This is a genomic window from Fodinibius halophilus (genome assembly GCF_011059105.1).
GTDB classification, from domain to species: Bacteria; Bacteroidota; Rhodothermia; order Balneolales; family Balneolaceae; genus Fodinibius; species Fodinibius halophilus.
Map to the genome: position 1 here is coordinate 60593 of NZ_JAALLS010000015.1, position 26571 is coordinate 87163.

A 26571-nucleotide genomic window follows, 5' to 3' on the forward strand; every position below is an offset into this window, starting at 1 on the left:
TATGAGTTAGGCCAGTTTAGGTCCCTGGATCCGCTGTCGGCAGGTTTTGCCAATGAAAATTACAAGCTTGTTACCGACCATGGAAAGGTGCTTTTCCGGGTTGTAAAACAGAAAGAAAAGCAGGAATTAGTCCATGAGTTGCGTCTGCTTAATTTTTTGCGCCAGCATTCATTCCCTACGGCCTACCCTTTGCCCCAGACCGACGGCAGCTATATTAATGATGATGAGCAGCTGATTGTTTTATATGAGTTTTTGGAAGGAGATGAACCTGCGCTAAATAACCAAACGGCCCGGGAGATCGGTGCTGCTGTTGGCGAGCTCAATGCCTTAACGGGATGGCAGGACTTAGAGCGTGACAATGCGATTACGCTGGAAAAGTGCCGGCGATTGATTCCCTTTTTTGCAAACAATGAGGAGCAACTGCACCCCATATTTACCTATTTTGAACAGGAAACGCAGGCATTGGAATCTCCTTTATCCACAGATTTGCCTGAGGGTATTGTCCATGCCGATGTTTTCACCGATAATACGGTATTTCGCGGTGATGAGCTGGTCGGCATCATCGATTTCGAAGAAGCCTGCGTAGACCAGCTGCTGTTTGATGTGGGAATTGTTATCAATGGCTTTGGTTATCCAGATAATGAACTCAACAGCAACCTAGTTGCAGCACTGCTCCACGCCTACCGGCAGCACCGGCGCCTTGCCCCCCTGGAGCAAGAGCTGCTACCCTGGTTTATACGATGGGGCGCTCACAGCCAGATCTACTGGCATCTCCGCTACGGCCTCCTCGATCATCCCAATAAAAAACAGCTGCACCGGGTACAGGAACTGATGCAGCGTGTTGAATGGGCTCGTGAGCATATGAAGGAACTTTCTGATCTTATTAACCAATGTTTTACAACTGCTAAATAACCGTTATTTATGCAACTGAAGAACGCTACCTATCATATTCAAGATATTAGCATGGAAGCGCTTGCCGAAAAGTACGGCACGCCGCTATTTGTGTATAATGCATTCACTATAGACCGACAGATTAATCGATTGCAGAATGCGTTTGACGGTTTTCCCCATCGTATTAACTATGCTGCTAAATCACTGACGAATATTGCGGTGCTGAAGCTGATGTGCAGTTATGGGCTGGGATTGGATGTTGTTTCGGTGAATGAGCTACAGATGGGACTGGACGCAGGTTTTGATGCCGATGATATTCTTTTCACCTCTAACAGCGTCTCTTTTGAGGAGATAAAAGAGGCCATTGCCCGCGGTGTTAAGGTCAATATTGATAGCCTTTCCCTGTTAGAAACCTTTGGCAAGGAGTATGGAGGCAGTCAGCCCTGTAGTATTCGGCTGAAGCTGGATCCCCTGGTGGGCGAGCACGAAGCCTCAACCGAATGGCACAACAAATCGAAATTCGGTATCCATTATTCGCGTCTGGATGATATTAAGGCCCTGATCGACACCTACAATCTCGATATTGTGGGTCTGCATGTTCATAACAGCTCCTCCTTTTTGGATATCCCCGTGTATGTGAAGGCGGCCAAACGGATGTTTGATATCGCTCGGTCGTTTGAAGGCTTGGATTTTATCGATTTTGGTGGCGGCATTACTGTTCCTTTTCACCCGGAGGATGAAACCATCGATGTAAATAAACTGGGAAAGGCATTAACTACCGAGGTACACTCTTTTTATGATGATTACGGGAGCAGGCCGGAAATATGGTTTGAGCCGGGGCGGTTTTTAGTTAGTGAATGTGGATACCTGCTTTGTTCGGTTACCGTTTTAAAAGGAGATCGCGACCTCCCTTATGCCGGTACAGATACCGGTTTTAATCACCTGTTGCGTCCCAAGTTGTATGGCGCCTATCACGATATTTGTAATATTTCCAATCCCGAAGGAGAACTACAGAATTATCACATTACCGGGAATATGTGTGAGACCGATTTCCTGGGCAGAGATCGGCCGGTTGCTCGTATTCGGGAAGGCGATATTCTCTGTATCAAAAATGCCGGTGCATACGGGGCCTGTATGGCCTCAAACTACAACTCGCGCCTACGGCCTGCCGAAGTGATGATTCGGGAAGGCAAAGTACAGCTGATAAGGGAACGAGAAACGTACGAAGATCTGGTGCGAAATCAGCTTGATGTCAGCTGGTAATACATTTTAAAAATGATATCTCCCTGTACCGTATTCGTGCTACAAAATGGTTAAAATGAATAAAGAACGTATCAAAAGCTCATGAATAATACTTTTAGGTTAATGCTTTTATCCCTTGCGCTGCTTCTGTTTACAATAATATCATGCAGTTCTGTTGAGGTCAATAAAGAAGCTAAGGAGATTACTGATTTCCCTGATGCTCTTGAGATGGAGGGCGTCCCTGACAGCACCACCGATGGAGGCATATCCGTATTTACTGATCAGGGTTCCTGGTTTGGTTTTGCTTTTAGTGCGGGTAGATCTCCACAAGGTAAGGTCGGTTTTTCGGGACCCTACCGGATATCTGACAGCTGGCGTACTGCCAGTCGGTGGCAGGGAAAAACGTTCGCAAAGCTACTGCTCAAAAAGGAGGGGCAAGATAGCTACCGGGAACCTATTGAGGTCAGTTCTCATTCTTATCCCGGGCGGTTGCAACAGCAGGTCAAATATGCTGATATAACAGCAACGATGACCCTCATTTTCAGCTCTGAGAAAACAGTGCTGGTACGTACTGAACTCAAGAACAGGAGTTCAGCCTCCCAAAAGATTATTCCCCAATGGAGACATACCTCTTTTTCGAACTTTCTCGGCATAGAGGCCGATCAGGGTATCCTAAAGGTTGAAACCGGTACGGATGAACCATCATACTATATTTCCGGTGATTTCCCCTTTTCGGTTCATCGAGAGGAAGCAGCCTATGATGTAGCAGCAGTTAATCCGGTTGAGTTAGCACCAAACGCTTCTGCTACAACATATCTCTCTTACTCATACTCCAAAGAAGAAGCATCCGCCCCTATTGCAGATGCCGGTGATCACTTCTCTGAAAACAGGAGCCGCTGGAATAAACAGATCAATGATATGTTAGGAGCACCTACCCCCTGGAACAAAGACCGTAGCCTGCAGCGCTTGTCAATAAAAAGCATAATGACTCTCATTAATAACTGGCGAAGTCCCCGCGGAGATCTGCGTTATAACGGGCTTTTCCCCTCCTATGCCTACCAGGGCTTCCACGGCATTTGGTCTTGGGATTCATGGAAGCATGCCTCTGCCCTGGCCCTTTTTGATTCCGAACTGGCTAAGGACCAGATGCGGGTGATGTTTGATTATCAGAATGAGTCAGGCATGGTTCCCGATGTTATTTATGCGGACAGTACGGAAAACAACTGGCGCGATACCAAGCCTCCCCTTGCCGCCTGGGCCGTATGGAATATCTACGAGCAATCGGGCGACAGTACCTTCTTGAGTGAGATATATCCCAAGCTAAAGCGTTATCATCGCTGGTGGTATGCCAATCGGGACCACGATGGCAATGGATTGTGTGAATATGGTTCTACCGACGGTACGCGGATAGCGGCCGCCTGGGAGAGCGGTATGGATAATGCCGTGCGTTTTGATGATGCGGTAATGGTTAAAAACAGCGAAAATGCGTGGTCACTGAACCAGGAATCGGTTGACCTGAATGCGTACCTCTATGCTGACAAGATATATTTGTCCAAAATGGCAGATAAGCTTGGGCTATCCAGGGAATCAGCAAAATTATACGAAGAAGCTCAAGGGCTGAAAGAACGGATTAATGAACAGATGTACGATTCTAAATCCGGTTATTATTATGATAAAGAGCTGGAGTCTGAGGCTCTTATCAGGGTCAAAGGTCCCGAAGGCTGGATTCCGCTCTGGGCAGGCATAGCAGATGAGCAGCAAGCAGTATCGGTCCGGGATATCATGATGGATGAAGATCATTTTCGTTCTACTGTTCCCTTGCCTACCCTGCAGGTTTCTCACCCCAAGTTTAACCCCCGAAACGGTTATTGGCGCGGTCCTGTATGGCTGGACCAGTTCTATTTTGGGATTAAGGCGCTTACGAACTATGGATTTGATAAAGAGGCCTCGATTTTGGTTGACCAGTTACTGAAAAATGCAAAAGGTTTGGCCGGGAGCCCGCAGCCTATTCGTGAGAATTATCATCCCATTACCGGAGAAGGGCTAAATGCCCGGCATTTTAGCTGGTCAGCAGCCCATATTTTGATGATGAGCCAGATGGAGTCTCTGGAGTTAGAGCATTGATCTTTTATTGGTTTGGGTTGTGACCCCATCTTGTTTTTTCTGACCCCTTCTTGTTCTTCCCCTGCACGCAGGGGAAGAGACTTTTTTATTACGCGATTAGCTAAAAATTAATCCGAAATTCTCTGAAAGGTTATATGCATTACAACCCAGCACATATTGTGGGTAAGTGTCCCTCTCCCTACTGTTCGCAGGGAGAGGACAGGGGTGGGTCAGTACAGCCCATTATTTGTATTTTACCAATTCTATAAAGCTAATTTCATCCCAGGGTTTATTTGTAGGATTACCATTTGGTGGCCGTTTCTTGGTTCAGTCTGACCCCTTCTTGTTCTTCCCCTATATCTAGGGGAAGAGACTTTTTTATATAGTAATAAGCTGGAAGTCGACTGGGATTCTCTGAAAGGATATACGAATTACAACCCAACACATATTGTAGATAGGCGTCCCTCTCCCTGCGGGAAGTAGGGAGAGGTCAGGAGTGGGGCAGTACAGCCCATTATTTGTATTTTACCAATTCTATAAAGCTAATTTCATCCCAGGGTTTATCTGTAGGATTACCATTTGGTGGCCGTTTCTTGGTTTAGTTTGACCCCACCTTGTTCTTTCCCTATATCTACGGGAAGAGACTTTTTTAATGGATTTGGTGGGCTTTTCTTCTCCATTTTTCCTCTATAAAGGTACTTAACAAGTGACCATATCATGCTTTAGAGCCTAGTGCTTTGGATATCTTTTTAAGAACTGTAGGCATGTCTGATAGCTCTTCATTTTTAATGCGCAGTACGTCTATTCCCAGCTGATTGATTACGTAATCTCTATTGTTGTCATAAGCTGTGTTATAGGTGTGATACTTTCCATCCAGTTCAACAGCCAGCTTTGCCTTTGCACAGTAGAAATCTGCTATGAAAAAATACTTTTTTTGATTTCTTTGTCGGTATATTATCGGTTTTTGCCGGAGAAACCGATATCCATTTAGTTATCGTTTTCTCAGATATGGCCACAACTTTTTTTCCTCGGGTGTGGGATTATTTCTAAGTTCTCTGGCTAACTCTGTAATGGATTTCTTTTTCTCTCTCATCTTTTCTTCGGGTACATAATGAATAACCAGTCAAAGTAATATATTTATAAATTTATTTTAAAAATACCATGGTAGCTTTTGTCTACTGGTTGAATTGTGAATTTATCTTGTACTGCTTTTTGATGTTTTTGCTGCTTTATGCCCCCATCTTGTTCTTCCCCTATACCTAGGGGAAGAGACTTTTTTATTACGTAATTAGCTGGAAATTAAACTGAGATTCTCTGAAAAGTTAAACCCAGCACGTATTGTAGATAAGCGTTCCTCTCCCTGCGAACAGTAGGGAGAGGACAGGAGTGGGTCAGCATACAAGTAATACAGGTTTTTCAATTCCATTTAAAACAATACTGCTGGCTGTCCTGAGCTACCCTGTTTTGATAATAATCAGCTGCTCACCCTCTATAAAAACATTTCCAATACCCTGCTGCCTGCATGTCAATACCTTTTCCTATTGTTGAAGATAACTGCTATTGTTTCTAATGATATTTATTTGTAGCCTATATAAATATTCGTTGGATGAATAATAATACAAACAGTATCGTTCAGAGAGTTCATACCCAATGACACATAGATTTATCATAATCTTTTTTCTGTCCCTTTTATTTGCCGGCTGTGCAAATAAACCCAGAAGAGTACTGCATGAACCCGAAAAAAGATTGGGCACCCACGGTAAAACGCCCATGCTTTTCCATTCAGCCCTGTATTATCCCAGTGGAATAAGCTTGAATTTCCCGGGTTATATCCTGGGCATTGAAAAAAGTGATAAGAAGAAAATTACTGATAACGATGACCTTAAAATAACCGGGCTGCCCGAAACCGGATTACCGCAACGAAAAGCTGCAAACGAGATCGTCGATAAAAAGATTATGTATGTCTCCCATATTGTTCGCTACTATGGAAAAAAGTTTGGACGGGATAACTGTGCATTATATAACGCATATATTCAGCCAAATAATATCGAGACCACCCAAAGCATCCCCCTTTGTGATGGAGTCGGTCGCACTCCAATACCTCCTAAACAGGCCTATATTAAAAGTTGGTACGCCTTAGATCAATTGAAGAAAATATTGAAGCAAGATATTTCTGCCCGCCAAAATACGGCTGGGGAATATACTCATATTGTTGTAACGGTAATGGGCTGGAATACGGTACAAGAAAAAGCTGTTAGAAACTTTAACTCGATTATTAAAAATATTAAACAGCATGCAGGTGAAAGGTTCAATCCCCTGTTTATCGGGGTCACCTGGCCCAGTGAATGGGTTAGCAGCTGGATTAAACCTCTATTTGTAGGTGCCAGTTTTCCCACTAAAAAACTTGATTCCGATGAAATTGGACTCACATGGCTGGGAGTGTTCATTCATGATATTATCCCTGAGGTAAATGATGATTTACCGATTACATTAATCGGTCACAGTTTTGGAGCCCGTGCATTAAGTGTGGCAACTTGTGCAGGTCCGGCAATTTACAGAACCGACTCTCCTATAAAAAAGCGTACTTTTGATGACCTTAGCCTGATAAACCTGCAAGGGGCTTTTTCTATAAATCGTTTTCTGGGAGAGATCAACAATCAAAAAATCACCTTTAACAAAAGATGTACAAATATACCACGGGTATTCCTTACCTCTTCAAAATATGATAATGCGGTTGATAAAGCTTTTTGGAGTGATTATACAGGAAGTATTGACAGCTATAATCAATTTTGTAAAGACTACAAAAAGAATGGTAGTGCCAACTGCCTAAAAACAGATTCCCTGGGTAATATCGAAACCGTCTATAATAATGATTCACATATATTCCTCATACAAGCGGATAAGCTGATAAACAGAAATGCTTATTTGACAAAAGGAGGAGCCCACAGTGATATCTATCGTAAAGAGCATGGCAACTTTCTATGGAATCTAATCACTGGAAAGTATGATTAGTGAGGCCTGCTGCTACAAATCACCGCTTACTAATTTAACTTAGCCAATGTTTTTTGGATCACTTTGAAATCGGGTAAGTTGCTGGAGTCGCTAAGTTCTTCGCGGTGTTGAATAATACCCTGCTTATCTACTACAAATGAGGCCCTGTTGGCTACCCCTTTCATCCCAAAATAATCATCGTTTAGCACACCATAAGCCTTTGAAGCTTCTTTGTTAAAGTCACTCAGGAGGGTAAAATTAAGGTTCTCCGCTTTTTTAAACTCTTTTAGCGTAAAGAAACTGTCTATGCTGATGCCAATGACTTTAGCATCCAAAGAATCATATAACTTCATGTTATCGCGCGTGGTACAGAGCTCTTTAGTACAAGTACCGGAAAAAGCCAATGGGAAAAAGAGTATAACTACATTTTTATCTCCGCGGAAGTCAGACAGAGTTACTTGTTCGCCTTCAGTATTTTGGAGCGTAAAATCCGGTGCTTTTGAGCCTTCTTCTGCAGTCACTGACATAGTCGTACCTAATATATATTATTTATTATGAATCAGCTGTTAATACTGCTGTATCGGTATGCTCGTAACCTAGTACGATAGTGAGAAGGCCAGCTGCCAGAAGCAGTTGCCATAACCATGCATAGGAAGGCTGAATACCCGGCACATACCAATAGAGCAGGTAACTAAAAAGAAAAATAATACTACCAATAAGAATTAATGCATACTGCTTTCTTCTATAGGTATATACCGAATACATCAGTATCGATACGGTAATAGCTCCTCCCTGGTAAATCATAATCAGCCAATTTTTGAGAGCATACGTATCTTTTACTAGAAAATATGACAACACAATAAGCAGCGGTAGGCCGGTATAAAGCATTGGAAATTGCGCGAATACCGGTTTCGATTCGCGAATAAAGACGGCCAGTGAACTAAGCACAAAAGCCAGGCAGGTAATGTGCCCCCATTCTAAAATAAAATCAGCCGTTGTAGTAAAAGTAGCATTTGAAACAAATAAACTGACAAAATTGAATCCCTGGAGAATCAGAAAAATTGTTGCGGCAATAGTAAGTCCCAGAAATTTAAGACGTCCCCTACTCTGGGTAAGACCAACTAATTTAAAGACAACATAACCGGCTACCAGAATCAGTAAAAATGTTGTCAATGGCATTAAAAAAGTACTTAAGAGTTTTCGGTGGGTTGCTGACTTTCGCGCTGAGATCGACGCTGTTTGATTTCACGCATTCGCTCTTTCTCTTGGTTATAGACTTTAACCTGTTCGGCGATATCGCGGAGCATTCCCCGTTCGAAACGGATCATCTCCTGCATAAAATCATATAATAATATTTGTTGGTCATCGCGATAAACAACTGTTTCCCAGTCAATTAATGAGATACTCTTAATTGAATTAACCAATCCGGCCCGGTGTTTTGCAAGTTTTTTAAGCACCTTCTGGACATCTTTCATTTTATCCTCATCGGGCTCAAAATTCTCACGGTAATGAGTATAATTATCAAGATGAGTAGGCCGCTTATTCTCCACAGCTTTTTCTAATATAGGCCGGTAGTACGACAGCTGTGCATGATCTATGAGCAACAGCATCTCAGAAATAGATCGCCCTTCGGGCGGTCGTTCCTCATAAGGCACATTATCAATAACATATTGCATCGCTTCTGCCTCATCCTGCAGGTAAGAAGCGTCCTCTATGAGCTCGTTAATTTCATCTTGGGTAATTTCGCGATCTGCCATCATCTACTTATCGGGCCCATTCAGATTCTGCTTGCACATTATCGTTGTGCTCCTGTTGTTCAAGCATCTCAACCAGTGAGAGACCTGAATTAAATTCGCGGTCGCGATCTCTCACAGAGTGTATATTATTTTCTTCCTGGAAATCCCAGAATTGTCCGAACTGTCGATTTTTATATTCGCGTAAGAAATCAAGACGTTCTTTAAGATCTTCTTTGGGTACCAACAAGCGCTGTTTGTCATAGATAGCTTCTTCGCGAGACTCAAATACGATATCGTAATCTTTACTCATGACAATCGCTTCTTCGGGGCAAACCTCCTCACAATACCCACAGTAGATACAACGCAGCATATTAATCTCAAAGAAGTTGGGATAACGCTCTTTGGGATCATCAGAGTCTTCGTTCGCCTGCATGCTGATAGCAAGCGGCGGACACGCACGGGCACAGAGTCCACATGCTACACAACGCTCTTTTCCGTTGTCTTCAACAAGAACAGGACGTCCTCGGAATATTGAAGGGGGATCCCATTTTTCTTCCGGGTACTGCATAGTCACCTTTGGCTGAAACATCTGCTTAAATGTATACCAAAGGGCTTTGAAAATTTCGGGCAGGTACAATTTCTCCAGAAACGAAAAAGAACGCTCCCGCTCAAAATTTTCGTTGAGCGCATTTGCACGTGGTTGCTCTAAGTTTTGTGGTGTTGCCATCTGAATTCGCAATTAAAGAGATTGATTGTTGCTCAGCATAATATCGCTGGAAAAATAACTGATTCAAGCATTCACATCAAAACAAAAATGTGTTTATTTCTGGACAAACCGCATCGTTATAGGAACGCCCGTAAAGCGATACTCTTCCCTGATTTTATTCTCAATATATCGCCTGTAGTTAGCAGGAAGCTCCTCGGGGTGGTTCATAAAGAACTTAAAGACCGGGGGACTCGATTTTACCTGTGTGCCATACTTTATTTTAAGCGGTACTTCTTTGCGCACCGGCAACGGTTTTTCTTTGAGTATGCGTTCGATAAAGGAGTTAAAGTGTGAAGTCTTTATCGTCTTCTTCCGTTCCTTCCTAACTAAATCCGCTACATCAATCACTTTATGGATGCGTTTGCGGTGGATAGCAGAAATGGAAACAATGGGCACATAAGTCATACGGGGAATACGATCGTAGATGTACTCCTCAAATTCTTTAAGAAGATTGGTATCCTTTTCGGGCACAATGTCCCATTTATTTAAAACGATTACGATACCTTTGTTGTAGTCGGCCGCATTCGTGATGATACGTTTGTCTTGGGCTTCGAAACCACGCATAGCATCAAGCATTAAAATGGCCACATCACATTCTTTTAGGGCCCGGTCTGTGCGTACAGTACTATAGAACTCTACATTCTCTTGTACCTTGGCTTTTTTCCGGAGTCCGGCAGTGTCTATTAATATGTATTCCTGATCGTTATACACAAGTTTGCTATTAATAGAATCGCGTGTTGTGCCCGGTATGTCGGTTACGATACAGCGTTCATCATCCAGCATCGCATTAATGTAACTGCTTTTCCCTACATTGGGCCGCCCTACCACAGCCAGCTTGGGAATGGTTGTTTTAGGTTCGTCGCGCTCTTCAGGCAACAGTTCAACCATACGATCCAGCAGATCGCCCGTTCCCCGGCCGCTGATTGCTGATATGGGATACAGTTCATCAAATCCCAAAGTATAAAATTCGGTAGCATTAAGTTCCCGCTCTTCATTGTCAGCTTTATTGGCTACCAATAAGACCGGGGTTTCTTGTTCGCGCAACAGCTTGGCTACAGAGCTATCCAAACTGGTAATACCTCCTTCGGTATCAACAACAAAGAGGATAAGATCCGACTCACGAATAGCAATATGGACCTGTTCTCGAATTCCTTTTTTAACTACATCAGTGGCACCGGGCAAATATCCGCCGGTATCTATGACATTAAATTCACGACCATTCCAGAACGATTCGCCATAATGGCGATCGCGTGTTACACCGTACTGATCATCGACAATGGCTTTACGGCTGCCGATCAAACGATTAAAAATTGTAGATTTGCCAACGTTAGGCCGCCCTACGATAGAAACTACAGGGAGCATGTGGGAGTTTTTGATTAATATGTTATTTTCAGTGATAAGCGTTAAAAATAATGAATTAACTCCTCAAAGTAGAGTAGAAACTCAATGCTCCAAACCTTCTATAATAACTTCGGTTTTGTTGGCTCCATTGCTATAGCTATGTTTATTTTTCTTAGTTTTATTTTTTGGATGGCCGGCATTGCCGGTATATCACAATTGCCCCACAGTAGAAAAAAAACGGCCAAACTCGTTGCTTCGGTCCTTTTTCCACCTTATCCGATCATCTGGCTGTTTGTTGATATGTTCCGGCAGCGTAAATCAATGAAAAACTCGACTATCTAATATGGGTAATCGGTCTTCTGAAAAGCCTTATTCCAGGAAGCGCCAATCCGATATTTTCCTGGGTAAGCTGCGGGGCAATCAAAAGAAGATCCCGATTTCTTTCGAGAAGCTGAGAGCAAAAGCAAAAGTTCAACTGCCGGAGGAGGCTTTTGCCTATATCGCGGGTTCGGCTGGCAATGAAGTAACAAAAAGATCTAACCGATCGGCTTTTGAGAAATGGGAAATTATTCCCCGTGTGCTTCGGAACGTAGCTGACTGTAATACCAAAATATCGTTATGTGGCTCTACCCTGCCCGCCCCCTTTCTTTTGGCTCCCATAGGTGTTTTGGAGATGGCGCATCGAAAAGCAGATTTAGCGGTATCTAAAGCGGCGGCAGCAGAGAATATTCCTTTTATTTTTTCGAATCAGGCATCGGTACCGATGGAAAAATGTAGCCGTGCAATGGGTACCTCTCCCCGGTGGTTCCAGCTGTATTGGAGTACCTCCGACGATCTGGTAGAAAGCTTTGTTAAACGGGCCGAAGCCTGTAACTGTAAAGGTATTGTTCTTATGTTTGATACGACCATGCTGGGTTGGCGTCCGCGCGATCTGGAACTGGACTACCTGCCTTTTTTACGCGGTATGGGGATCGCCCAATATACCTCTGACCCGGTATTCTGTGACCTGATGGATACCAATGTTGCCCAGGCAGATGAATCGCCATCAATAACCATAAATTCTTTTCGCACTTTGATCCAAATGGCTCAAAACTATCCCGGTGGTTTTTTAAAGAATATTTTTTCAGATGAACCCCGGAAAGCGGTTAAAACATTTATTGAATGTTACTCACGGCCTTCCCTGACCTGGGAAAATTTATCGTTCCTTCGTTCAATAACCGACCTCCCGATCTTTTTAAAAGGAATTTTACATCCTGATGATGCCAGGATGGCGGTAGAAGCCGGAATGGACGGCATCATTGTTTCTAACCACGGGGGCAGACAGCTCGACGGTGCTATTAGCGCTTTAGATGCACTTTCTGATATTAGCCAGGATTTGGTTGCTACAATCCCCATTTTGTTTGACAGCGGCATCCGTTCGGGTAGCGATATCTTTAAAGCACTTGCATTGGGAGCCGATGCTGTTCTGTTGGGGCGTCCATATGTTTACGCCCTGGCTATTGCCGGAGAGGTGGGGGGTAAAAGAAGTAATCAAAAACTTTCGGGCAGAATTTGAACTAACCATGGCACTCTCAGGCTGTCGAAATGTTGATGAAATCTCACGAAAACACCTTACTCCTTATAATTGAATGGGATAATCATCTTTTTATTTTTACCCTCACAAAGATATATTCCATGCTTTAGCTAGCACACCCAAAATTTCTATTTTTTAAACGACTTATGCTAAATGAACCATCGTTGGTCCCGCAAAAAGTGGGATGGATTGAAGTTGTTTGCGGAGGGATGTTCAGTGGTAAAACTGAAGAACTAATTCGCAGAGCAAAACGAGCTCATATTGCCGGACAAAAGGTAGTAGTAGTTAAACCTAAAGTAGATAACCGATACGATGATGAAGATGTAGTTTCTCATAATCAAAATGTGTTACCCGGACTAGTCGTTGATACCGCTGATCAAATTGTTCTGCTTACCGGTGAAGCTGAAGTGGTGTGTATTGACGAGGCACAGTTTTTTGACTTGCAGCTTATGAATGTAGCTAATACGTTGGCAAACGACGGCAAAAGAGTTATTGTAGCCGGTTTGGATATGGATTTCGAAGGCCGCCCTTTTGAACCAATGCCCCAGATGTTAGCTATTGCAGAATATGTAACCAAACTGCATGCTGTGTGTGCAGAAAGTGGCACTATGGCCCACTATTCTCAACGGGTTGTAGACAGTGAGGATCGGGTATTAGTAGGTGAAACTGACGCCTACGAACCGCGTTCACGCCATTGCTACCGCCCCCCTGTTGATGAACGACGCGGGCGCCCTATCACTCCCATTTCTGCAGAAGATAATTCCAACGAAGAACAAAACTCAGATGATTGATATTCTACGAGGTATGATCGGGATGCTGGCAATAATCGGTATTGCCCTGGCATTCAGCAAAAATCGAAAAGCAGTAAACTGGCGCCTCGTCGGAACCGGGCTTAGCATACAGTTTATACTGGCTGTATTCATTCTTAAGGGCAATGAAATGGCCGAATACTGGACTCCCCTGCGATGGCCAAAAGACTTTTTTAGCTGGGTTTCTTCCTTTTTTGTGATTGTTCTGGACTTTACCACTGAAGGCGCAAAATTTATATTTGGTGATCTGGCTAAAAGCCCCGGCATGGATGGCAGTATGGGTAATTTTTTCGCATTCCAGGTACTGCCGACGATCATCTTCTTCGCTTCTCTAACTGCCATCTTATACCACTATGGTATTCTACAATGGATTGTGCGCGTAATGGCCAAGGGAATGCAGAAATTAATGGGGACTTCCGGGGCGGAGTCACTTTCCGTGATTTCCAATATTTTTGTTGGCCAAACAGAAGCGCCCCTTGTTATTGAGCCTTATATTAAAAAGATGACAAAATCGGAGTTGTTGGCTGTAATGACGGGAGGAATGGCCACTATTGCCGGTGGGGTGATGGCCGCCTATGTGCAAATGCTCGGCAATTCCTATTCGCAAGCACATGATGTAGCCCTGGATGTTGGCCGACTCATGTTTGCCGAACAACTGCTGGGCGCAAGCTTGATGGCAGCCCCTGCAGCACTGGTTATTGCTAAAATAATGTATCCCGAAGTAGATGAGCCTGTTACAAAGGGAGACGTCAAAATGAATGTTGAACAACAAGATGCTAACGGGATTGATGCTGCTGCAAGTGGCGCAACTACCGGCCTTAAACTTGCTGCAAATGTCGGCGCTATGTTATTGGCTTTTATAGCGTTACTTGCTATGGGCAATTATTTCTTGGAGAGCTTTGGAAGTTTCACAGGTATCAATGGAATGATTGCCGACGGTAACTTGCGCATTGAAAAAGTACTGGGATGGATTATTGCTCCTCTTGCTTATATTGTTGGAGCTCCTTGGGCCGATGCTGTAAACCTCGGTTCATTGTTGGGGACCAAAGTCGTACTAAATGAATTTGTAGCCTACCTCCAGCTTTCTGATATGGTGGGAGCTGGGACACTGAGTCCCAAAACAATAACGATGGCTACTTTTGCCCTTTGTGGATTTGCTAATTTTTCTTCTATCGCAATTCAGATTGGGGGTATTGGAGGATTGGCTCCGAGCAGAAAGTCAGAGCTGGCTCAGTTCGGACTCAAAGCCGTATTGGCCGGAACATTAGCTAACCTAATGACGGCTACAATCGCAGGAATATTATTTTAAAGATGTTATCAGTTAAAAAAATACTTATCTCCTTTTTATCTATAGCGATCTGTACAGTATTACTGTTTTGTACTCGTACCGCTCCCGTTGATAAGGATAATGTGCTTGCTCGGGTAGGAACGAAGTACCTCACTATTGAAGAAGCTCAACAGTCAGTGCCGGCGTTTCTACTACAACAAGACAGTGTGGGGACTCTAAAAAACTACCGCGACGAATGGATTCAACAACAAGTTTTGTTGCAAGAAGCTAAACGCCTGGGCTTACCTCAAAAAAAGGCAGTACAAAAAAAGCTTCAAAAAGCACAACAAGAAGTTCTGCGTGAAGCACTCCGAAAATACATTATCGCATCTAAAAAAGAAGAGCTCACGATTTCGGATGAAGAAGCCCGCACGTACTACCAGGCACATAAAAAACAGTTTGCCCTGGATGAAGAATTTGTACAGTTCCGTCATATACGTGCTCGCACATTAAAAGAGGCACGGTCGGCCAAACAAGATCTGCTGGGTGGAGTTTCTTGGGCAGAAGTAGCTCACAAATACGCTATTAACCCGAAATCAGCACTGGATAAAGCCGAACAATACTGGCCTATTTCGATGGCATTGAACGATATAAATATAATGAACAGATATCTGAATATTATTGGTCAGAACGAAATATCGCCTATCCAGCGCGTAAATGGGGTTTATCATTTTGTTCAACTTATCGACAGTCGTGCCAAAGGTGAACTGCCCGACCTTGACTGGCTGCTGGATAAGATCAAAGACTGGATGGTTCTAAATAAACAGCGTCGAAATTTCAGTTCCTATGTAAAGAATCTTTATCTTAAGGCGAAATCGAATAATGAAGTAGAGACTTTTAACGTTACACCTACACAAACTAATCCAACAACTACCTTTGAAGATACTCTTGAAAGCAACTCAACTGATGAATAAAGCTTATCTCTTACTACTTTTTCTTGTTTCACTAATTATAATTCCATCCTCGATGCAGGCCCAAAAAAAGGCTGAAGGTAAAAACCTGGATCAAATTGTTGCACTCGTTAACGATCATATCATATTAAAATCTGAGATCGACCAGCAGGTTCAACAGTATATGATGCAGATGCAGCAACAACAGGGCAAACAGATCTCCTTCGGTGAAGATATTTGGTATACCGTATTGCAAAATACAATCGACCGTTATGTGATGCTCGATCAAGCTGCCATCGATTCTATCTCAGTACCTACGGGGAAAGTAGATCAACAGATTAACCGCCGTATCCAACAATATATTGAACGTATTGGAAGTGAAGAAGCCCTTGAACAGCAGTTAGGTAAAAGTGTTGTACAGCTGCGTGCTGATCTACGCGAAAATTACCGCGAACAGATGACGATCCAGCGATTTCAGCAAACAAAACAAACTGCGATTTCTATCACACGTCCCGAGGTAGAAGAATACTTTAACAAAATCCCCCAGGATTCACTTCCGACTATACCGGAACAGGTGGCTGTTTCTCAGATTGTAGCTGTACCCCCTACCCTGGCAAATGCAAAATCACAAGCCCGTGAATTTGCTAAGCAACTTCGCGATTCTGTGCTTAACCATGGCAAAACCATCGAAGAGCTGGCAAAAAAACATAGTGATGGCCCAAATGCTGCCAATGGTGGTAAAGTACCAATGATGGCTATAAATGACCTGGTAGCTGAATATTCTGCGGCAGCAACATCCCTGAACACCGGTGACATATCACAGGTTGTAGAAACGTCTTTTGGCTTTCATGTTATCCGCCTAAACAAACGCGAAGGCGATAAAATTGATACGAACCATATTCTCATTAAGGTTGATAATGAGAGTTATGATGATCAAGCAGCTATCGACAGGCTAAAGCAGATAAAAGATAGTGTTGAAACAAATGACGATATCACCTTTTCTGAAATGGCCCGTAAACATTCAGATGATCCGAACACAGCCTCTCAAGGTGGTCGCGTACTGCATCCCCAGAGCGGACAACGCCATATCCCACTTAAAGACCTGGAACCCGCTCTCTATCGCATCGTTTTGTTACTTGAAGAGCAGGGAGATATCTCTGAGCCTAAAAAATTTAATATGGGTAACGAGAACAACTCAAAAAAAGCATACCGCATTGTTCGCCTTGATGACCGCATTGAAGAACATACAGCCAGCTTAAAACAAGATTATTCACGTATTAAAACTGCTGCATTACGACAAAAACAGCAGAAAGAGTTTGCTAAGCTTTTAGATAAGCTGCGTCAAGAAATGTATGTTGAGTACAAAATTTCGGTACCAGAGAAATACAAACAATTATAGTAAATAGCGTATGAGCCAGATTCCGCAAGATTCGGTTGAAGCCGTTGATTTTTTCCAGGATTCGGTTACTAAAATCAGGGAGCAAGTTGGCAAAGTTATTGTCGGCCAAAAAGATATTCTCGATCAATTACTAGTATGTTTATTCTCTCGGGGACATTGTGTGCTGATCGGGGTACCCGGGCTGGCCAAAACGTTGCTGATTCGTACGGTTTCTCAAACATTAAATTTAAGCTTTAGCCGTATTCAGTTCACCCCCGACCTTATGCCCGGTGATATTACGGGTACCGAGGTTATTGAGGATGACCGGGAAACAGGCCAAAAGAAGTTCAAATTTGTTAAAGGTCCTATCTTTGCGAATATCATTCTCGCGGATGAGATCAACCGAACGCCGCCCAAAACCCAAGCTGCCCTGCTCGAAGGCATGCAGGAGTTCCATGTTACTGCTGCCGGACATACCTATCCCCTGAAACCACCGTTTTTTGTATTGGCTACTCAAAATCCCATTGAACAAGAAGGTACCTATCCGCTGCCAGAGGCACAGCTGGATCGTTTTATGTTTAACCTCTGGCTTGATTATCCCTCGCTTGAAGAGGAAAAAAATATTGTTAGCCAAAACACAGAACTGGATGAGGCTGATATTGAAGCCGTGTTAGATATTGAACAGGTTATTGAACTTCAGGATCTGGTCCGTAAAGTTCCGGTACCCGAAGGCGTGCTGGCTTCTGCCGTGGAACTTGTTACCAAAACTCGCCCCCAGTCTGATATTGCACCTGATTTTATCAAAAAATATATGAGTTGGGGTGCCGGCCCCAGGGCCTCACAATTTCTCGTTCTTGGTGGAAAAGCCCGTGCCTTGACACGAGGCCGATATAACGTGACCGAAGAAGATATTCGAGCACTGGCAAAACCGGTACTTCGCCACCGAATTGTCAATAACTACGCAGCAGAAGCTGAGGGGCTCTCGGCTGATAAACTTATCGAAATGCTGCTCGAGGAAATGTAACCCGTTATCACTGTGGATTTCACTTTTCAAGGCTTTCAATCCGCTCTGCCCCTTTGGTCTTATGTGTTGATGTTTATCGGCACATCTGTATTGGCGTGGTGGTCGTATAAGGATAGTACTGGTATTAAGTCTACATATCGATACCTTCTTATCGGGCTGCGAACAGCCGTATTTGCTGTTTTATTCATTTTATTATTAAACCCGTTCATCAAGACGGAAACCACTTATTTTGAAACGCCTACCATAATGGTGATGATGGACAATTCTGCCAGTACCGCCATCCGGAAGTCATCATATAAGGGGGTTGAAAGCTATACTCAAACATTGAATAATATTGAATTCGGTGATTTTGAGGAAGTAAATTTATCGTTTTATGCCATTGGAAGTAGCGCTGAACCAACCAAGCTTGATTCTCTTACCTTTGATGCCGAACAGACAAATTTATCTAAGGCTATACAACTGCTAAAAGCAAACCAGCGCGAGGTCAACAGTGCCATACTCATCAGCGATGGTATTTATACGCAAGGCCGGAATCCCATTTTTAACACGAACGACCTCGAAATCCCGATATATACAGTGGGACTTGGCGATACTACATCCCAAAAAGATATTCTGGTCCGTTCCAGCTCTACTAATTCTACGGGTTACCTAGACACCCCTCAACCTGTAACTGTTAACATAGCCAGCAATGGATTTCGCGGACAATCATTCCAAGTTCATCTAAAAGATGGAAATAAGATTCTCAGCACGAAAACCGTTAGCCCTGACTTAGTCTCAGATAACCATGAACTCACCTTCAAATTAACTCCCCAAAAAGAAGGGCTCCAACAATATTCCATTGTTATTCCTGCGCTTGAACAAGAGTGGACAAGCAATAATAATAGCCAGCTATTTTCAGTGGATGTTAAAGATGCCAAACAGTCAATACTATCACTGGCATTTGAAGTACATCCCGATGTAAAATATGTGCGTTCACTTCTGCGATCCGATAAAAATACTGAACTGACAACACGAACCTGGATAAACAACAATCGTTTTATTGAAGGTAACCTCAGTATTGCTGCTGATACTGTTGATCTTGCTATTATTCACGGTTACCCGGGCAACGGCTTGCCTGCTTCTTTAGAAAAGAAGATAAAATTACTTACAAATGAAGTTCCACATATCATTTTTGCAACACCGCTTTTTTCGCCTCAACAATTTGAACAAGAAATTAGCTCTTTACCTGTTCGCCTATTAGGGCCGTGGAATTATGTTCAGGTGGGTTTGAGCCCCCGGGGTAAAACAAATTCTCATCCTATAATGGAATTACCCACCCTTGACTATAGCCAACTGCCTTCTCTGTTGTCTCCTGTAGACAACATAAACCCCACTGCTACCGCTACTCAGCTTTTTAACAGTACCCACCGGGGGCAACAAACCAATAAGCCAGTATTATCTGTACAGGAAATTGGCAACCACAGAATATCCTTTTTTAATGCTTTTGGTTGGTTTCAATTCCACCAGGAACCAAATAGAAAAGTTCAAAATTTTGCCAATGAACTTCTCCTTAACGTTGTTAGCTGGACAGCTACCAATCCCAATAATCAATTGCTTAAAGCTAAACCCACAAAAACGACTTTCAATGGATCAGAGCATGTTATAATTGACGCATATCTACAGAATGAGCGGGGAGAGATGGAAACTAATGCATCAATTGATCTTACTTTTTCTTCGGATACCCTTGAAAGTCACTTCTATTCTATGGAAAATGTTGGGTCGGGCCGCTATCGCCTAGACCTGGGAACCATGCCCGAAGGTATTTACACTTTTAACGCTGTTGCCCAGAAAGGCGACCGCCATATTGATAGCCAGCAAGGAGAGTTCGCTGTTGCCCAATCAAATGCCGAATTTGTGAATACCACCCGTGATGATCAACTCTTGCGAACATTGGCCAACAAGACTGAGGGTACCTATCTACCCTACGATTCTGTTTCCGGGTTTTGGCAAAACTTTCGTGACAAGAACCTGCTTAGCAAGAATCAAAAAAGTGAGACATCTTACTTTTACCTCTACCGGAATATAGGCTGGTTTATTTTGGTAATCGTTTTGTTATCTGCTGAATGGATAACCCGAAAATATCTTTCCCTGCCCTAATTTCAATTTATGGAATTGTAGCAATTTCATTTAAACGAATTGTCCCGGTTTGCGCATTAATACGGGCCCGTAAGCCTACAGGTAGTGTCACCATTTTGCTGATATGGCCAAACATTGCCCCGGAGAAAGCAGGAATTCCCAAAGGTTTAATATGATCATCAAAGACTTGCTCTAACGTCAGGCTGTACGAGTTTGACCGTTCACAGTTGGTGCACTGCCCGAAAACAAAACCGGAAATCTGATCCAATATGCCGCTGAGCTTGAGTTGGGTTATCATACGATCTATACGATAAATATCTTCTCCCACATCTTCTAAAAACAAGATATTTCCTTGCCAATCTGGAAGATAGTCGGAACCGGCCATTGCAGTTAGAACGCTCAGATTGCCACCTAAGAGTCGTCCCGATGTTCTTCCCGAACGTATAACCATATGGTTGTCGCAACCGCTGCAAACACCCTCTGCAGGCATCTCCAGTTGGACCACCTGTTGCCCGGATACCATCTCCTCAAAATGCGTTGTTGTATAACCTGTCCAGTCGGATTTACCTACAGGTCCATGGAACGTAATGAGTCCTGTTTTGGCATAGATAGCTAATAGTAATGAGGTTATGTCGCTAAATCCCACCAGGATCTTGGGGTTGGCTTTGATCAAATCATAATCGATAGCATCAAGAATGCGGTTTGCTCCCCAACCACCACGAAATGGTATAATAGCATCTACCTCGTCATCTGCAAACATGGCATTAAGATCGGCAGCTCGTTCATCATCAGTGCCACCCAGATACCCATATTGATTACGGGCATTGCTCCCTTCTTTGACCTTGTACCCCAACTCTTTTATCTGTTTTACAATCTTGTTGTACAGCTTTTTTTCGGGTAGCCTGCTTGAGGGACTTATCAATCCAACGGTATCCCCTTTCTGAAGTCTTTTGGGTTTTGTTATGATTTGAGTTTGAGGAGAGCGCGCAATAGCAGCGGAATTTAGTACGGATACCACGCTACTAGCACCTAAAAATTTAAGGAATCCTTTTCTATCCATAACTAGTGGGTTAATAGGGATTATTTTGATGTATAAAATCCTGAACTGAGGCTGGTACAAGTCCAGAAATATCGCCGTCACTTTGAATTAAATTTCTTACTTCTGTTGAAGAGATATTAATGGGTTTGTGATCAATGACGTGAGCATCTCGGGCAACTTCTGGGTCTAACTCCAGCTCTTTATCATAAGGCCTGTGTGCTACCAACAACTCACAATAGCTTAATATTTCGCGCCAGCGATGCCATGAAGTAAAATGATGGGCTGAATCCTCTCCGATACAGAGATAAAAGTTTTTACCAGGATAGGCTTTAGCAAGGTGCCTCACCGTCTGAACAGTATAGGAAGGATTAGGCAACCGATCTTCAATATCAGAAATGGTAACATCCTCCCACTCTGCAAAAGCGCGCTTCAACATCTGCAGTCGAAGCTCATAACTTGTCAGTGATTGTTCAATTTTGTGGGGAGGATTCGGGGTAAGCAAAATCCAAAGTGCAGAAATATACCCCGAATCTAGAAAAGAACGAGCAATAGATAAATGACCATTATGAACGGGATCAAAGCTTCCCCCAAAAAGCCCTATTGCTTCTTTACCAGCCGCCATTATTAGTAACTGCTTCCAGAATCGTCATTGCGGGCGGTGCTGTTCTTTTCATCAGACTCTACCGTCAGTTCAGCGAGTGCAGCCCGTGCAACATCTACGTGCTCATCAGCTTGACTTCGATATTTACCATTGGGGAAAAGCTGAATAAATGTTTCGTAGGCCGAAACAGCTTTCTGATACCGTTCTTTCTGCTTAGAGATAATGCTTCTGCCGGCATAGATGTTATAGGTTTTAATTTTTTCGACAAGTGCACGCTGTGCCCAAATTGACTCAGGGTATTGATCAATAGTGAGATCGTAATAGGTGATAGCAGCTTCATAATCATCAATACGCATATACAGATCGGCGGCATAGAAGTGCTTTTTGGCTAATTTAGCCCGCATTTCTGTAATATATTGGGCGGCCTCTTGGCGTTTCTCGGAATTTTGATACCGCGAATTGTACAACCTGAACTTTTCGATTGCTTTGCGGGTATAACTTTGATCCAATTTATATCGCGGACTCAGTTTATAGTAGCAATACGCTTCTTTGAACTGCGCAATTTGCCGGTCTTCGGATCGTGGAAAGAGCGAAATATAACGCTCATATTCCGATGCAGCCAGAAGATAGCGTTCATCTTCGTTGTATGATTCAGCTAACATAAACTGCGCTTTTTTTCCATAATCGGTGCCTCGCCCAATTTGAATAACAGTTTCAAAAGCAGATGCGGCTTCGGAATATTTTTCGGCCTGAAATAATTTCATCGATTTTTTAAATGCCGTGGGCAATGTATCTCCGCGCTGGATATATTGCTGGTTTTTACACGAAGCCAGCAGTACAAACATTAATACTAAGACTGAGCCTTTTACAATAAGAGTTGAAATATTCTTCATTATATACTTTTTAGCTTTCAATATTCCCGAGAAATCAAACGATTAAAAAATTCAGTAATTTCGCTTTTATAGGTAGAATCACCAAAGATCTGTAAATGATCTATGGCTTCCTGGTAATGATACTCCATAGCACTTTTCGTATCCTCAATAACATTCAAGGATCTAAAGATGGAGATAACATTTGCAATTTCTTCTTTTGTGTTACTTTCAGCTGATAACAAATCCGTCAGTTGTTGGTGTTGCTTACCTTCACTTCTTTGCAGTGCTAGGAGAGAAAGATAGGTCTTCTTACCTTCAACGATATCTCCTCCCCTTTTCTTGCCAAATTTTTCAGGATCAGCTATAACATCCAATAAATCATCCTGTATCTGGAATGCAATTCCTACTTTTTTGCCTGTATATTTAAGTTCATGAATCTGTTCGGAACTCGCTCCCGCAACAGCTGCTCCCATAGTCAGGGCTCCACTAATAAGGGCCGCTGTTTTGCCTTCAATCATCTCAAGGTATTGTTCGATAGAAACATCTTCCTGAGTCTCAAACATCAGATCATATCCCTGCCCTTCGCATACCTTCTCGGCACTATCCAGGAATAGATCTAAAATGAGGCTATACTCCTCTTTGGAATAGTTATCGTCTCTGCCATACGCCTGTAGCTGTTTGAATGCTTTGGCATACATTGCATCGCCGGAGAGTATAGCTGTATTGGCATCCCATTTTTTGTACACACTCGGTTTTCCACGGCGTTTTTCGGCCCCATCCATAATATCATCATGGAGAAGTGTGAAATTATGCAACAGTTCAATCGACAGGGCTGCAGGCAAAGCTTCTTCAACCTCTCCGCCACAGATTCCACAAGCAACCAGCGTCAAATACGGACGTACTCTCTTTCCAGCCAGTGACAAGGTGTAGCGCACCGGATCATATAATAGAGACGGCTCTTGCGGCAGTTTAAGCTTGGCAAGGCGTGCATCTATAAGTTTTGAAAGTTTCTGCTGTTGCTTAGTATTTTTCAAATTGTTCTATGCTGAATTTATAAAAGGCCAAATATAAGGATTTTAATGTAAGATGTTACTGTCGAAATCACTTTGATTGGATATGATTCCGGTTGAGATCTTTTGGCTGTTCGCAGCCTAACAGTAATAGTATAGTAGTAAACTGTTTACACCAACTTTTATAGAGGCGTTCGAGTCCATCATACCCATCGTTAACAACCGCTCTTATTACCGGTTGTGCAGAAGCGGCAAAATCAGCCCCAAGACATAATGCTTTGGCAAGGTCATGGCTGGAGCGTATTCCCCCGGAAGCTATTAGTTCGAACTCATAATCGGATCGTAACTCATTTACCTGTTTAACACATTCCAAAGTCGGAATTCCCCAATCATTAAAGTCATTATCGGGGTCATGATTGGAAAGCCGCTCATTTTCAACTTTTGCCCAGCTGGTCCCCCCTGCTCCGGCTACATCGATGACCTTAACCCCAACGTCTAACAGGCGTTTAGCAACACTTCCTGAAATTCCGGCCCCGGTTTCTTTTACGATGACCGGTACGGGACTTTGGGTACAGAGTTGACTTATCCCCTCCTCCACACCTTTGAATTTTCGATCTCCTTCGGGTTGCATCAACTCTTGCAGTGGATTGAGATGGACAATAATTGCATCAGCTTCAATGGAATCTATTAACAGGTTAACTTGCGAGGCTGCAAGCCCCCCAACCAACTGTGCACCACCAATATTTGAGGCTATAAACGCATTGGGAGCTTCTTTTCTTACCACAGAAAATGATTCAATGGTACTATCATCTTCAAGTATAATACGCTGGCTGCCAACACCAAACGGCAAATTATAATCTTCACAAAAGCGGGCTATAATAGCATTTACGGCTCCGGCATCGGTATATCCCCCCGTCATAGAAGAGATAAATAGCGGAAATGCAAAGTTCCGCCCTAAAAAACGGGCTTCAGTAGAAACATCCCCAATATCGACTTCTGGCAGGGCATTGTGAATAAACCGGTACTGCTGAAAACCCGTTTCCGTTTGGTAATCCACTTCCCCTGAGGTCGTCAGAGAAACGTGATCTTTTTTTCGCTGTTTTATACTCATCTGTAAATACTCTTTAAATCATATAGCTTCCGCCGTTGATATGGAAAGTTGCACCGGTCATATGCGGTACTTTACCGGAAGCCAGAAAGGCAACGAGTTCCCCTACTTCTTCCGGAGAGGTGATTTCGTCAAAAGCCATCCCCTGTGTCAAGTATTCCTCGCCATACACTTCGATAGAGTCCATGGCCATGTCGGTCTTGATAAAACCAGGGGCTATAGAATATGCTGAAATATCATGCTGTCCATAGTCTCGGGCTACGCTTTTGGTAAAAGCAACCATTCCCCCTTTAGAGGCTGCATAAGCGGAATATTCCTGGGTATCTCCCCGATAAGCTGCTCGCGAAGACACATTGATCAGAATCCCTCCTTCTTCATCTGCTTTCCACCTGTTAAGTGCCCATTTCGATAGCAAGGCGGGAGCCCGCAGATTAACCTGCATAGTTTTATCCCAGGCCTCCAGCCAAGAGTGGTCATCAGTATCAAAACCGGACTCCAAAAAGATTCCTGCATTATTTATTAATATTCCCGGTACCGAATCCCGATTAAAAACAGGCTCTAATTTGGCTTTTAAGGTCTCGGGATTGGCCAAATCAACATACAGCCCCTCAAATCGATCATTCTTTTGAAATTCTTTTGGGAAATCAGAGCTGCGAGCGGTACCTATAACTTCAGCTCCTTCTTTCAATAACGATTTGGTAATACTTTTTCCAATACCACGTGAAGCGCCGGTTACTAATGCGTACAAAAGACTAGGGATTTGTTATTATTTCTGCTACATCTAGAAGGTAATGTAACAACAATTGGCTTACAAACCGACAGGCTTACTTTAAGCAGATAATTTTATAATCAGCAGTGCAAATTACTGATTATTGAGCCCGATATACGGGGACATTTGAGCAGGCCTCACCATACATCAATTTTTTAACATATGGTATAAGCTGTTGGGTTGCATGCAGGTAAATACTCTCGGGCACAGGCTTTTCTTTACTTGAACAGCCTTTTAAGATAACGAATTTATCTTCATAGGAACTCCAATCTACCTCTTCCAGGTTCCGCCGATAGAGCTCATAAAGCATCTCATCAGCCTGTCCTTGAAATACCTCTTTAGCGTATGGTGCCAGGTGTTGCCCCACCAACATATAGGCCCATTTTGAAATAATGGCATCTGTAGAGCAAAACACGCCCACATATTGGTCTTCAAATTGACTCCAGTCAAACTCATTCAGCTGATCACGAAAATCTTCTTCTTTCAGAATCATCCCCTTAAAAAGAAACTGTTTGAGGTCTAATTCTGCTCTTGGGGTTGAATCAAAATACTGCTGGAGATCTATGGTAACCAGCTTTTCAGACTGTTTAACCTTGTTTACTATTTCGCCTTTGGTATCTGTAGCCATAATCTAAATAGAAAATGATTCTCCGCATGAACAAGTGCGGTTTGCATTTGGATTATGAAAGTGAAACCCTTCGCCATTAAGTCCGTCAGTATAATCGAGCTTAGTTCCGGACAGGTATAAAAAGCTTCGCATATCACAAACCAGCTTAATCCCCTTTTCTTCGAACTCCTGGTCTTCTTCCGTCGCAGATTCAGGGGCACTGTCGAACTCAAGATCATACGTAAGACCCGAACAACCACCACTTACAACTCCGACACGGAGCTTGGCATCATCAGCAATCTGCTGTTCTTTTCGAATCTTTTTGATACGCGCTGCTGCACGTTCAGTAATAGAAATGGACATAAATTGTTATACCACT

General features: G+C 43.1%; 25 protein-coding genes and 1 pseudogene. 12 read left to right on the forward strand and 14 right to left on the reverse strand.

Annotation, left to right across the window (positions count from 1 at the left end):
• The first annotated feature begins 33 nt into the window (after positions 1-33).
• The 3 genes from G3569_RS11970 (at position 34) to G3569_RS19020 (ending at position 4257) form a co-directional block, all read left to right on the forward strand.
• Positions 34-912 (forward strand): homoserine kinase, encoded by an 879-nt coding sequence (locus tag G3569_RS11970; RefSeq protein ID WP_240894701.1) that lies wholly within the window; start codon positions 34-36, stop codon positions 910-912.
• Between the two features lie 9 nt (positions 913-921).
• Complete coding sequence (lysA, locus tag G3569_RS11975; RefSeq protein WP_165269431.1) at positions 922-2154, forward strand: diaminopimelate decarboxylase; 1233 nt, start codon at positions 922-924, stop codon at positions 2152-2154.
• Between the two features lie 102 nt (positions 2155-2256).
• On the forward strand, positions 2257-4257 hold the full coding sequence (locus tag G3569_RS19020) for an MGH1-like glycoside hydrolase domain-containing protein (RefSeq protein WP_205720177.1): 2001 nt from the start codon (positions 2257-2259) through the stop codon (positions 4255-4257).
• 694 nt (positions 4258-4951) lie between these two features.
• On the opposite strand, the pseudogene G3569_RS18950 reads toward G3569_RS19020, so the two are convergent.
• Positions 4952-5215, reverse strand: a pseudogene (locus G3569_RS18950) (DUF559 domain-containing protein); the annotation flags it as partial.
• A 671-nt stretch (positions 5216-5886) separates the two neighbouring features.
• Here G3569_RS18950 and G3569_RS11990 point away from each other — a divergent pair.
• A complete protein-coding gene (locus G3569_RS11990) occupies positions 5887-7248 on the forward strand; it encodes a hypothetical protein (RefSeq protein WP_165269433.1) in 1362 nt (453 codons plus the stop codon).
• A 29-nt stretch (positions 7249-7277) separates the two neighbouring features.
• On the opposite strand, the gene G3569_RS11995 is transcribed toward G3569_RS11990, so the two are convergent.
• The 5 genes from G3569_RS11995 to der all read right to left on the reverse strand — a co-directional run bounded on the left by G3569_RS11995 (position 7278) and on the right by der (position 11091).
• Positions 7278-7754, reverse strand: a complete 477-nt coding sequence (locus G3569_RS11995; RefSeq protein ID WP_165269435.1) for a peroxiredoxin — start codon at positions 7752-7754, stop codon at positions 7278-7280.
• A gap of 25 nt (positions 7755-7779) precedes the next feature.
• Positions 7780-8406 (reverse strand): hypothetical protein, encoded by a 627-nt coding sequence (locus tag G3569_RS12000; protein ID WP_165269437.1) that lies wholly within the window; start codon positions 8404-8406, stop codon positions 7780-7782.
• Between the two features lie 11 nt (positions 8407-8417).
• On the reverse strand, positions 8418-8987 hold the full coding sequence (locus G3569_RS12005) for a hypothetical protein (RefSeq protein WP_165269439.1): 570 nt from the start codon (positions 8985-8987) through the stop codon (positions 8418-8420).
• 4 nt (positions 8988-8991) lie between these two features.
• Complete coding sequence (locus G3569_RS12010; protein WP_165269441.1) at positions 8992-9690, reverse strand: NuoI/complex I 23 kDa subunit family protein; 699 nt, start codon at positions 9688-9690, stop codon at positions 8992-8994.
• Between the two features lie 93 nt (positions 9691-9783).
• Positions 9784-11091 (reverse strand): ribosome biogenesis GTPase Der, encoded by a 1308-nt coding sequence (gene der, locus G3569_RS12015; RefSeq protein ID WP_165269443.1) that lies wholly within the window; start codon positions 11089-11091, stop codon positions 9784-9786.
• A 322-nt stretch (positions 11092-11413) separates the two neighbouring features.
• Between der and G3569_RS12020 the strand changes: the two genes are divergently transcribed.
• The 8 genes from G3569_RS12020 (at position 11414) to G3569_RS12050 (ending at position 20207) form a co-directional block, all read left to right on the forward strand.
• Positions 11414-12625: an alpha-hydroxy-acid oxidizing protein gene (locus G3569_RS12020; protein ID WP_205720178.1), complete on the forward strand. Its 1212-nt coding sequence runs from the start codon at positions 11414-11416 to the stop codon at positions 12623-12625.
• Positions 12570-12698, forward strand: coding sequence for an alpha-hydroxy-acid oxidizing protein (locus G3569_RS18955; protein WP_205720179.1), 129 nt, complete (start codon positions 12570-12572; stop codon positions 12696-12698). Before G3569_RS12020 ends, G3569_RS18955 begins: the two co-directional genes overlap by 56 nt.
• A gap of 91 nt (positions 12699-12789) precedes the next feature.
• Complete coding sequence (locus G3569_RS12025) at positions 12790-13434, forward strand: thymidine kinase (protein WP_165269445.1); 645 nt, start codon at positions 12790-12792, stop codon at positions 13432-13434.
• Positions 13430-14761 (forward strand): NupC/NupG family nucleoside CNT transporter, encoded by a 1332-nt coding sequence (locus G3569_RS12030; protein ID WP_434084076.1) that lies wholly within the window; start codon positions 13430-13432, stop codon positions 14759-14761. Before G3569_RS12025 ends, G3569_RS12030 begins: the two co-directional genes overlap by 5 nt.
• 2 nt (positions 14762-14763) lie before the next feature.
• Complete coding sequence (locus G3569_RS12035) at positions 14764-15693, forward strand: peptidyl-prolyl cis-trans isomerase (protein ID WP_165269449.1); 930 nt, start codon at positions 14764-14766, stop codon at positions 15691-15693.
• Entirely contained in the window at positions 15686-17068 is a 1383-nt protein-coding gene (locus tag G3569_RS12040; protein ID WP_165269451.1) for a peptidylprolyl isomerase, read from the forward strand. The genes G3569_RS12035 and G3569_RS12040 overlap by 8 nt, the downstream gene beginning before the upstream one ends.
• A gap of 10 nt (positions 17069-17078) precedes the next feature.
• Positions 17079-18071, forward strand: a complete 993-nt coding sequence (locus G3569_RS12045) for an AAA family ATPase (RefSeq protein WP_165269453.1) — start codon at positions 17079-17081, stop codon at positions 18069-18071.
• Positions 18072-18083: 12 nt separating this feature from the next.
• Positions 18084-20207: a hypothetical protein gene (locus G3569_RS12050; RefSeq protein ID WP_165269455.1), complete on the forward strand. Its 2124-nt coding sequence runs from the start codon at positions 18084-18086 to the stop codon at positions 20205-20207.
• A gap of 7 nt (positions 20208-20214) precedes the next feature.
• On the opposite strand, the gene G3569_RS12055 is transcribed toward G3569_RS12050, so the two are convergent.
• The 8 genes from G3569_RS12055 to G3569_RS12090 all read right to left on the reverse strand — a co-directional run bounded on the left by G3569_RS12055 (position 20215) and on the right by G3569_RS12090 (position 26555).
• Positions 20215-21246 (reverse strand): S66 peptidase family protein, encoded by a 1032-nt coding sequence (locus G3569_RS12055; RefSeq protein ID WP_165269457.1) that lies wholly within the window; start codon positions 21244-21246, stop codon positions 20215-20217.
• Between the two features lie 10 nt (positions 21247-21256).
• Entirely contained in the window at positions 21257-21847 is a 591-nt protein-coding gene (nadD, locus tag G3569_RS12060) for a nicotinate (nicotinamide) nucleotide adenylyltransferase (protein WP_165269459.1), read from the reverse strand.
• Between the two features lie 2 nt (positions 21848-21849).
• A complete protein-coding gene (locus G3569_RS12065; protein ID WP_165269461.1) occupies positions 21850-22719 on the reverse strand; it encodes an outer membrane protein assembly factor BamD in 870 nt (289 codons plus the stop codon).
• A 17-nt stretch (positions 22720-22736) separates the two neighbouring features.
• A complete protein-coding gene (locus G3569_RS12070) occupies positions 22737-23732 on the reverse strand; it encodes a polyprenyl synthetase family protein (protein WP_165269463.1) in 996 nt (331 codons plus the stop codon).
• A gap of 67 nt (positions 23733-23799) precedes the next feature.
• Entirely contained in the window at positions 23800-24819 is a 1020-nt protein-coding gene (fni, locus tag G3569_RS12075) for a type 2 isopentenyl-diphosphate Delta-isomerase (protein ID WP_165269465.1), read from the reverse strand.
• A gap of 13 nt (positions 24820-24832) precedes the next feature.
• Positions 24833-25564 (reverse strand): SDR family NAD(P)-dependent oxidoreductase, encoded by a 732-nt coding sequence (locus G3569_RS12080; RefSeq protein WP_165269467.1) that lies wholly within the window; start codon positions 25562-25564, stop codon positions 24833-24835.
• 121 nt (positions 25565-25685) lie between these two features.
• Positions 25686-26213 (reverse strand): DUF2480 family protein, encoded by a 528-nt coding sequence (locus G3569_RS12085; RefSeq protein WP_165269469.1) that lies wholly within the window; start codon positions 26211-26213, stop codon positions 25686-25688.
• Between the two features lie 3 nt (positions 26214-26216).
• Entirely contained in the window at positions 26217-26555 is a 339-nt protein-coding gene (locus tag G3569_RS12090) for a HesB/IscA family protein (RefSeq protein WP_165269471.1), read from the reverse strand.
• Between the last annotated feature and the right edge of the window lie 16 nt (positions 26556-26571).

Coding starts and splice junctions, on each gene's coding strand:
- nadD (WP_165269459.1), bottom strand. CDS start 21,847: ATGGCGGCTGGTAAAGAAGCAATAGGGCTTTTTGGGGGAAGCTTTGAT.
- G3569_RS12090 (WP_165269471.1), bottom strand. CDS start 26,555: ATGTCCATTTCTATTACTGAACGTGCAGCAGCGCGTATCAAAAAGATT.
- G3569_RS12065 (WP_165269461.1), bottom strand. CDS start 22,719: ATGAAGAATATTTCAACTCTTATTGTAAAAGGCTCAGTCTTAGTATTA.
- G3569_RS12000 (WP_165269437.1), bottom strand. CDS start 8,406: ATGCCATTGACAACATTTTTACTGATTCTGGTAGCCGGTTATGTTGTC.
- lysA (WP_165269431.1), top strand. CDS start 922: ATGCAACTGAAGAACGCTACCTATCATATTCAAGATATTAGCATGGAA.
- G3569_RS12035 (WP_165269449.1), top strand. CDS start 14,764: ATGTTATCAGTTAAAAAAATACTTATCTCCTTTTTATCTATAGCGATC.
- G3569_RS19020 (WP_205720177.1), top strand. CDS start 2,257: ATGCTTTTATCCCTTGCGCTGCTTCTGTTTACAATAATATCATGCAGT.
- G3569_RS12055 (WP_165269457.1), bottom strand. CDS start 21,246: ATGGATAGAAAAGGATTCCTTAAATTTTTAGGTGCTAGTAGCGTGGTA.
- G3569_RS12025 (WP_165269445.1), top strand. CDS start 12,790: ATGCTAAATGAACCATCGTTGGTCCCGCAAAAAGTGGGATGGATTGAA.
- G3569_RS12045 (WP_165269453.1), top strand. CDS start 17,079: ATGAGCCAGATTCCGCAAGATTCGGTTGAAGCCGTTGATTTTTTCCAG.
- G3569_RS12005 (WP_165269439.1), bottom strand. CDS start 8,987: ATGATGGCAGATCGCGAAATTACCCAAGATGAAATTAACGAGCTCATA.
- G3569_RS12085 (WP_165269469.1), bottom strand. CDS start 26,213: ATGGCTACAGATACCAAAGGCGAAATAGTAAACAAGGTTAAACAGTCT.
- G3569_RS12020 (WP_205720178.1), top strand. CDS start 11,414: ATGGGTAATCGGTCTTCTGAAAAGCCTTATTCCAGGAAGCGCCAATCC.
- der (WP_165269443.1), bottom strand. CDS start 11,091: ATGCTCCCTGTAGTTTCTATCGTAGGGCGGCCTAACGTTGGCAAATCT.
- G3569_RS11990 (WP_165269433.1), top strand. CDS start 5,887: ATGACACATAGATTTATCATAATCTTTTTTCTGTCCCTTTTATTTGCC.
- fni (WP_165269465.1), bottom strand. CDS start 24,819: ATGAGTATAAAACAGCGAAAAAAAGATCACGTTTCTCTGACGACCTCA.
- G3569_RS12010 (WP_165269441.1), bottom strand. CDS start 9,690: ATGGCAACACCACAAAACTTAGAGCAACCACGTGCAAATGCGCTCAAC.
- G3569_RS11995 (WP_165269435.1), bottom strand. CDS start 7,754: ATGTCAGTGACTGCAGAAGAAGGCTCAAAAGCACCGGATTTTACGCTC.
- G3569_RS12040 (WP_165269451.1), top strand. CDS start 15,686: ATGAATAAAGCTTATCTCTTACTACTTTTTCTTGTTTCACTAATTATA.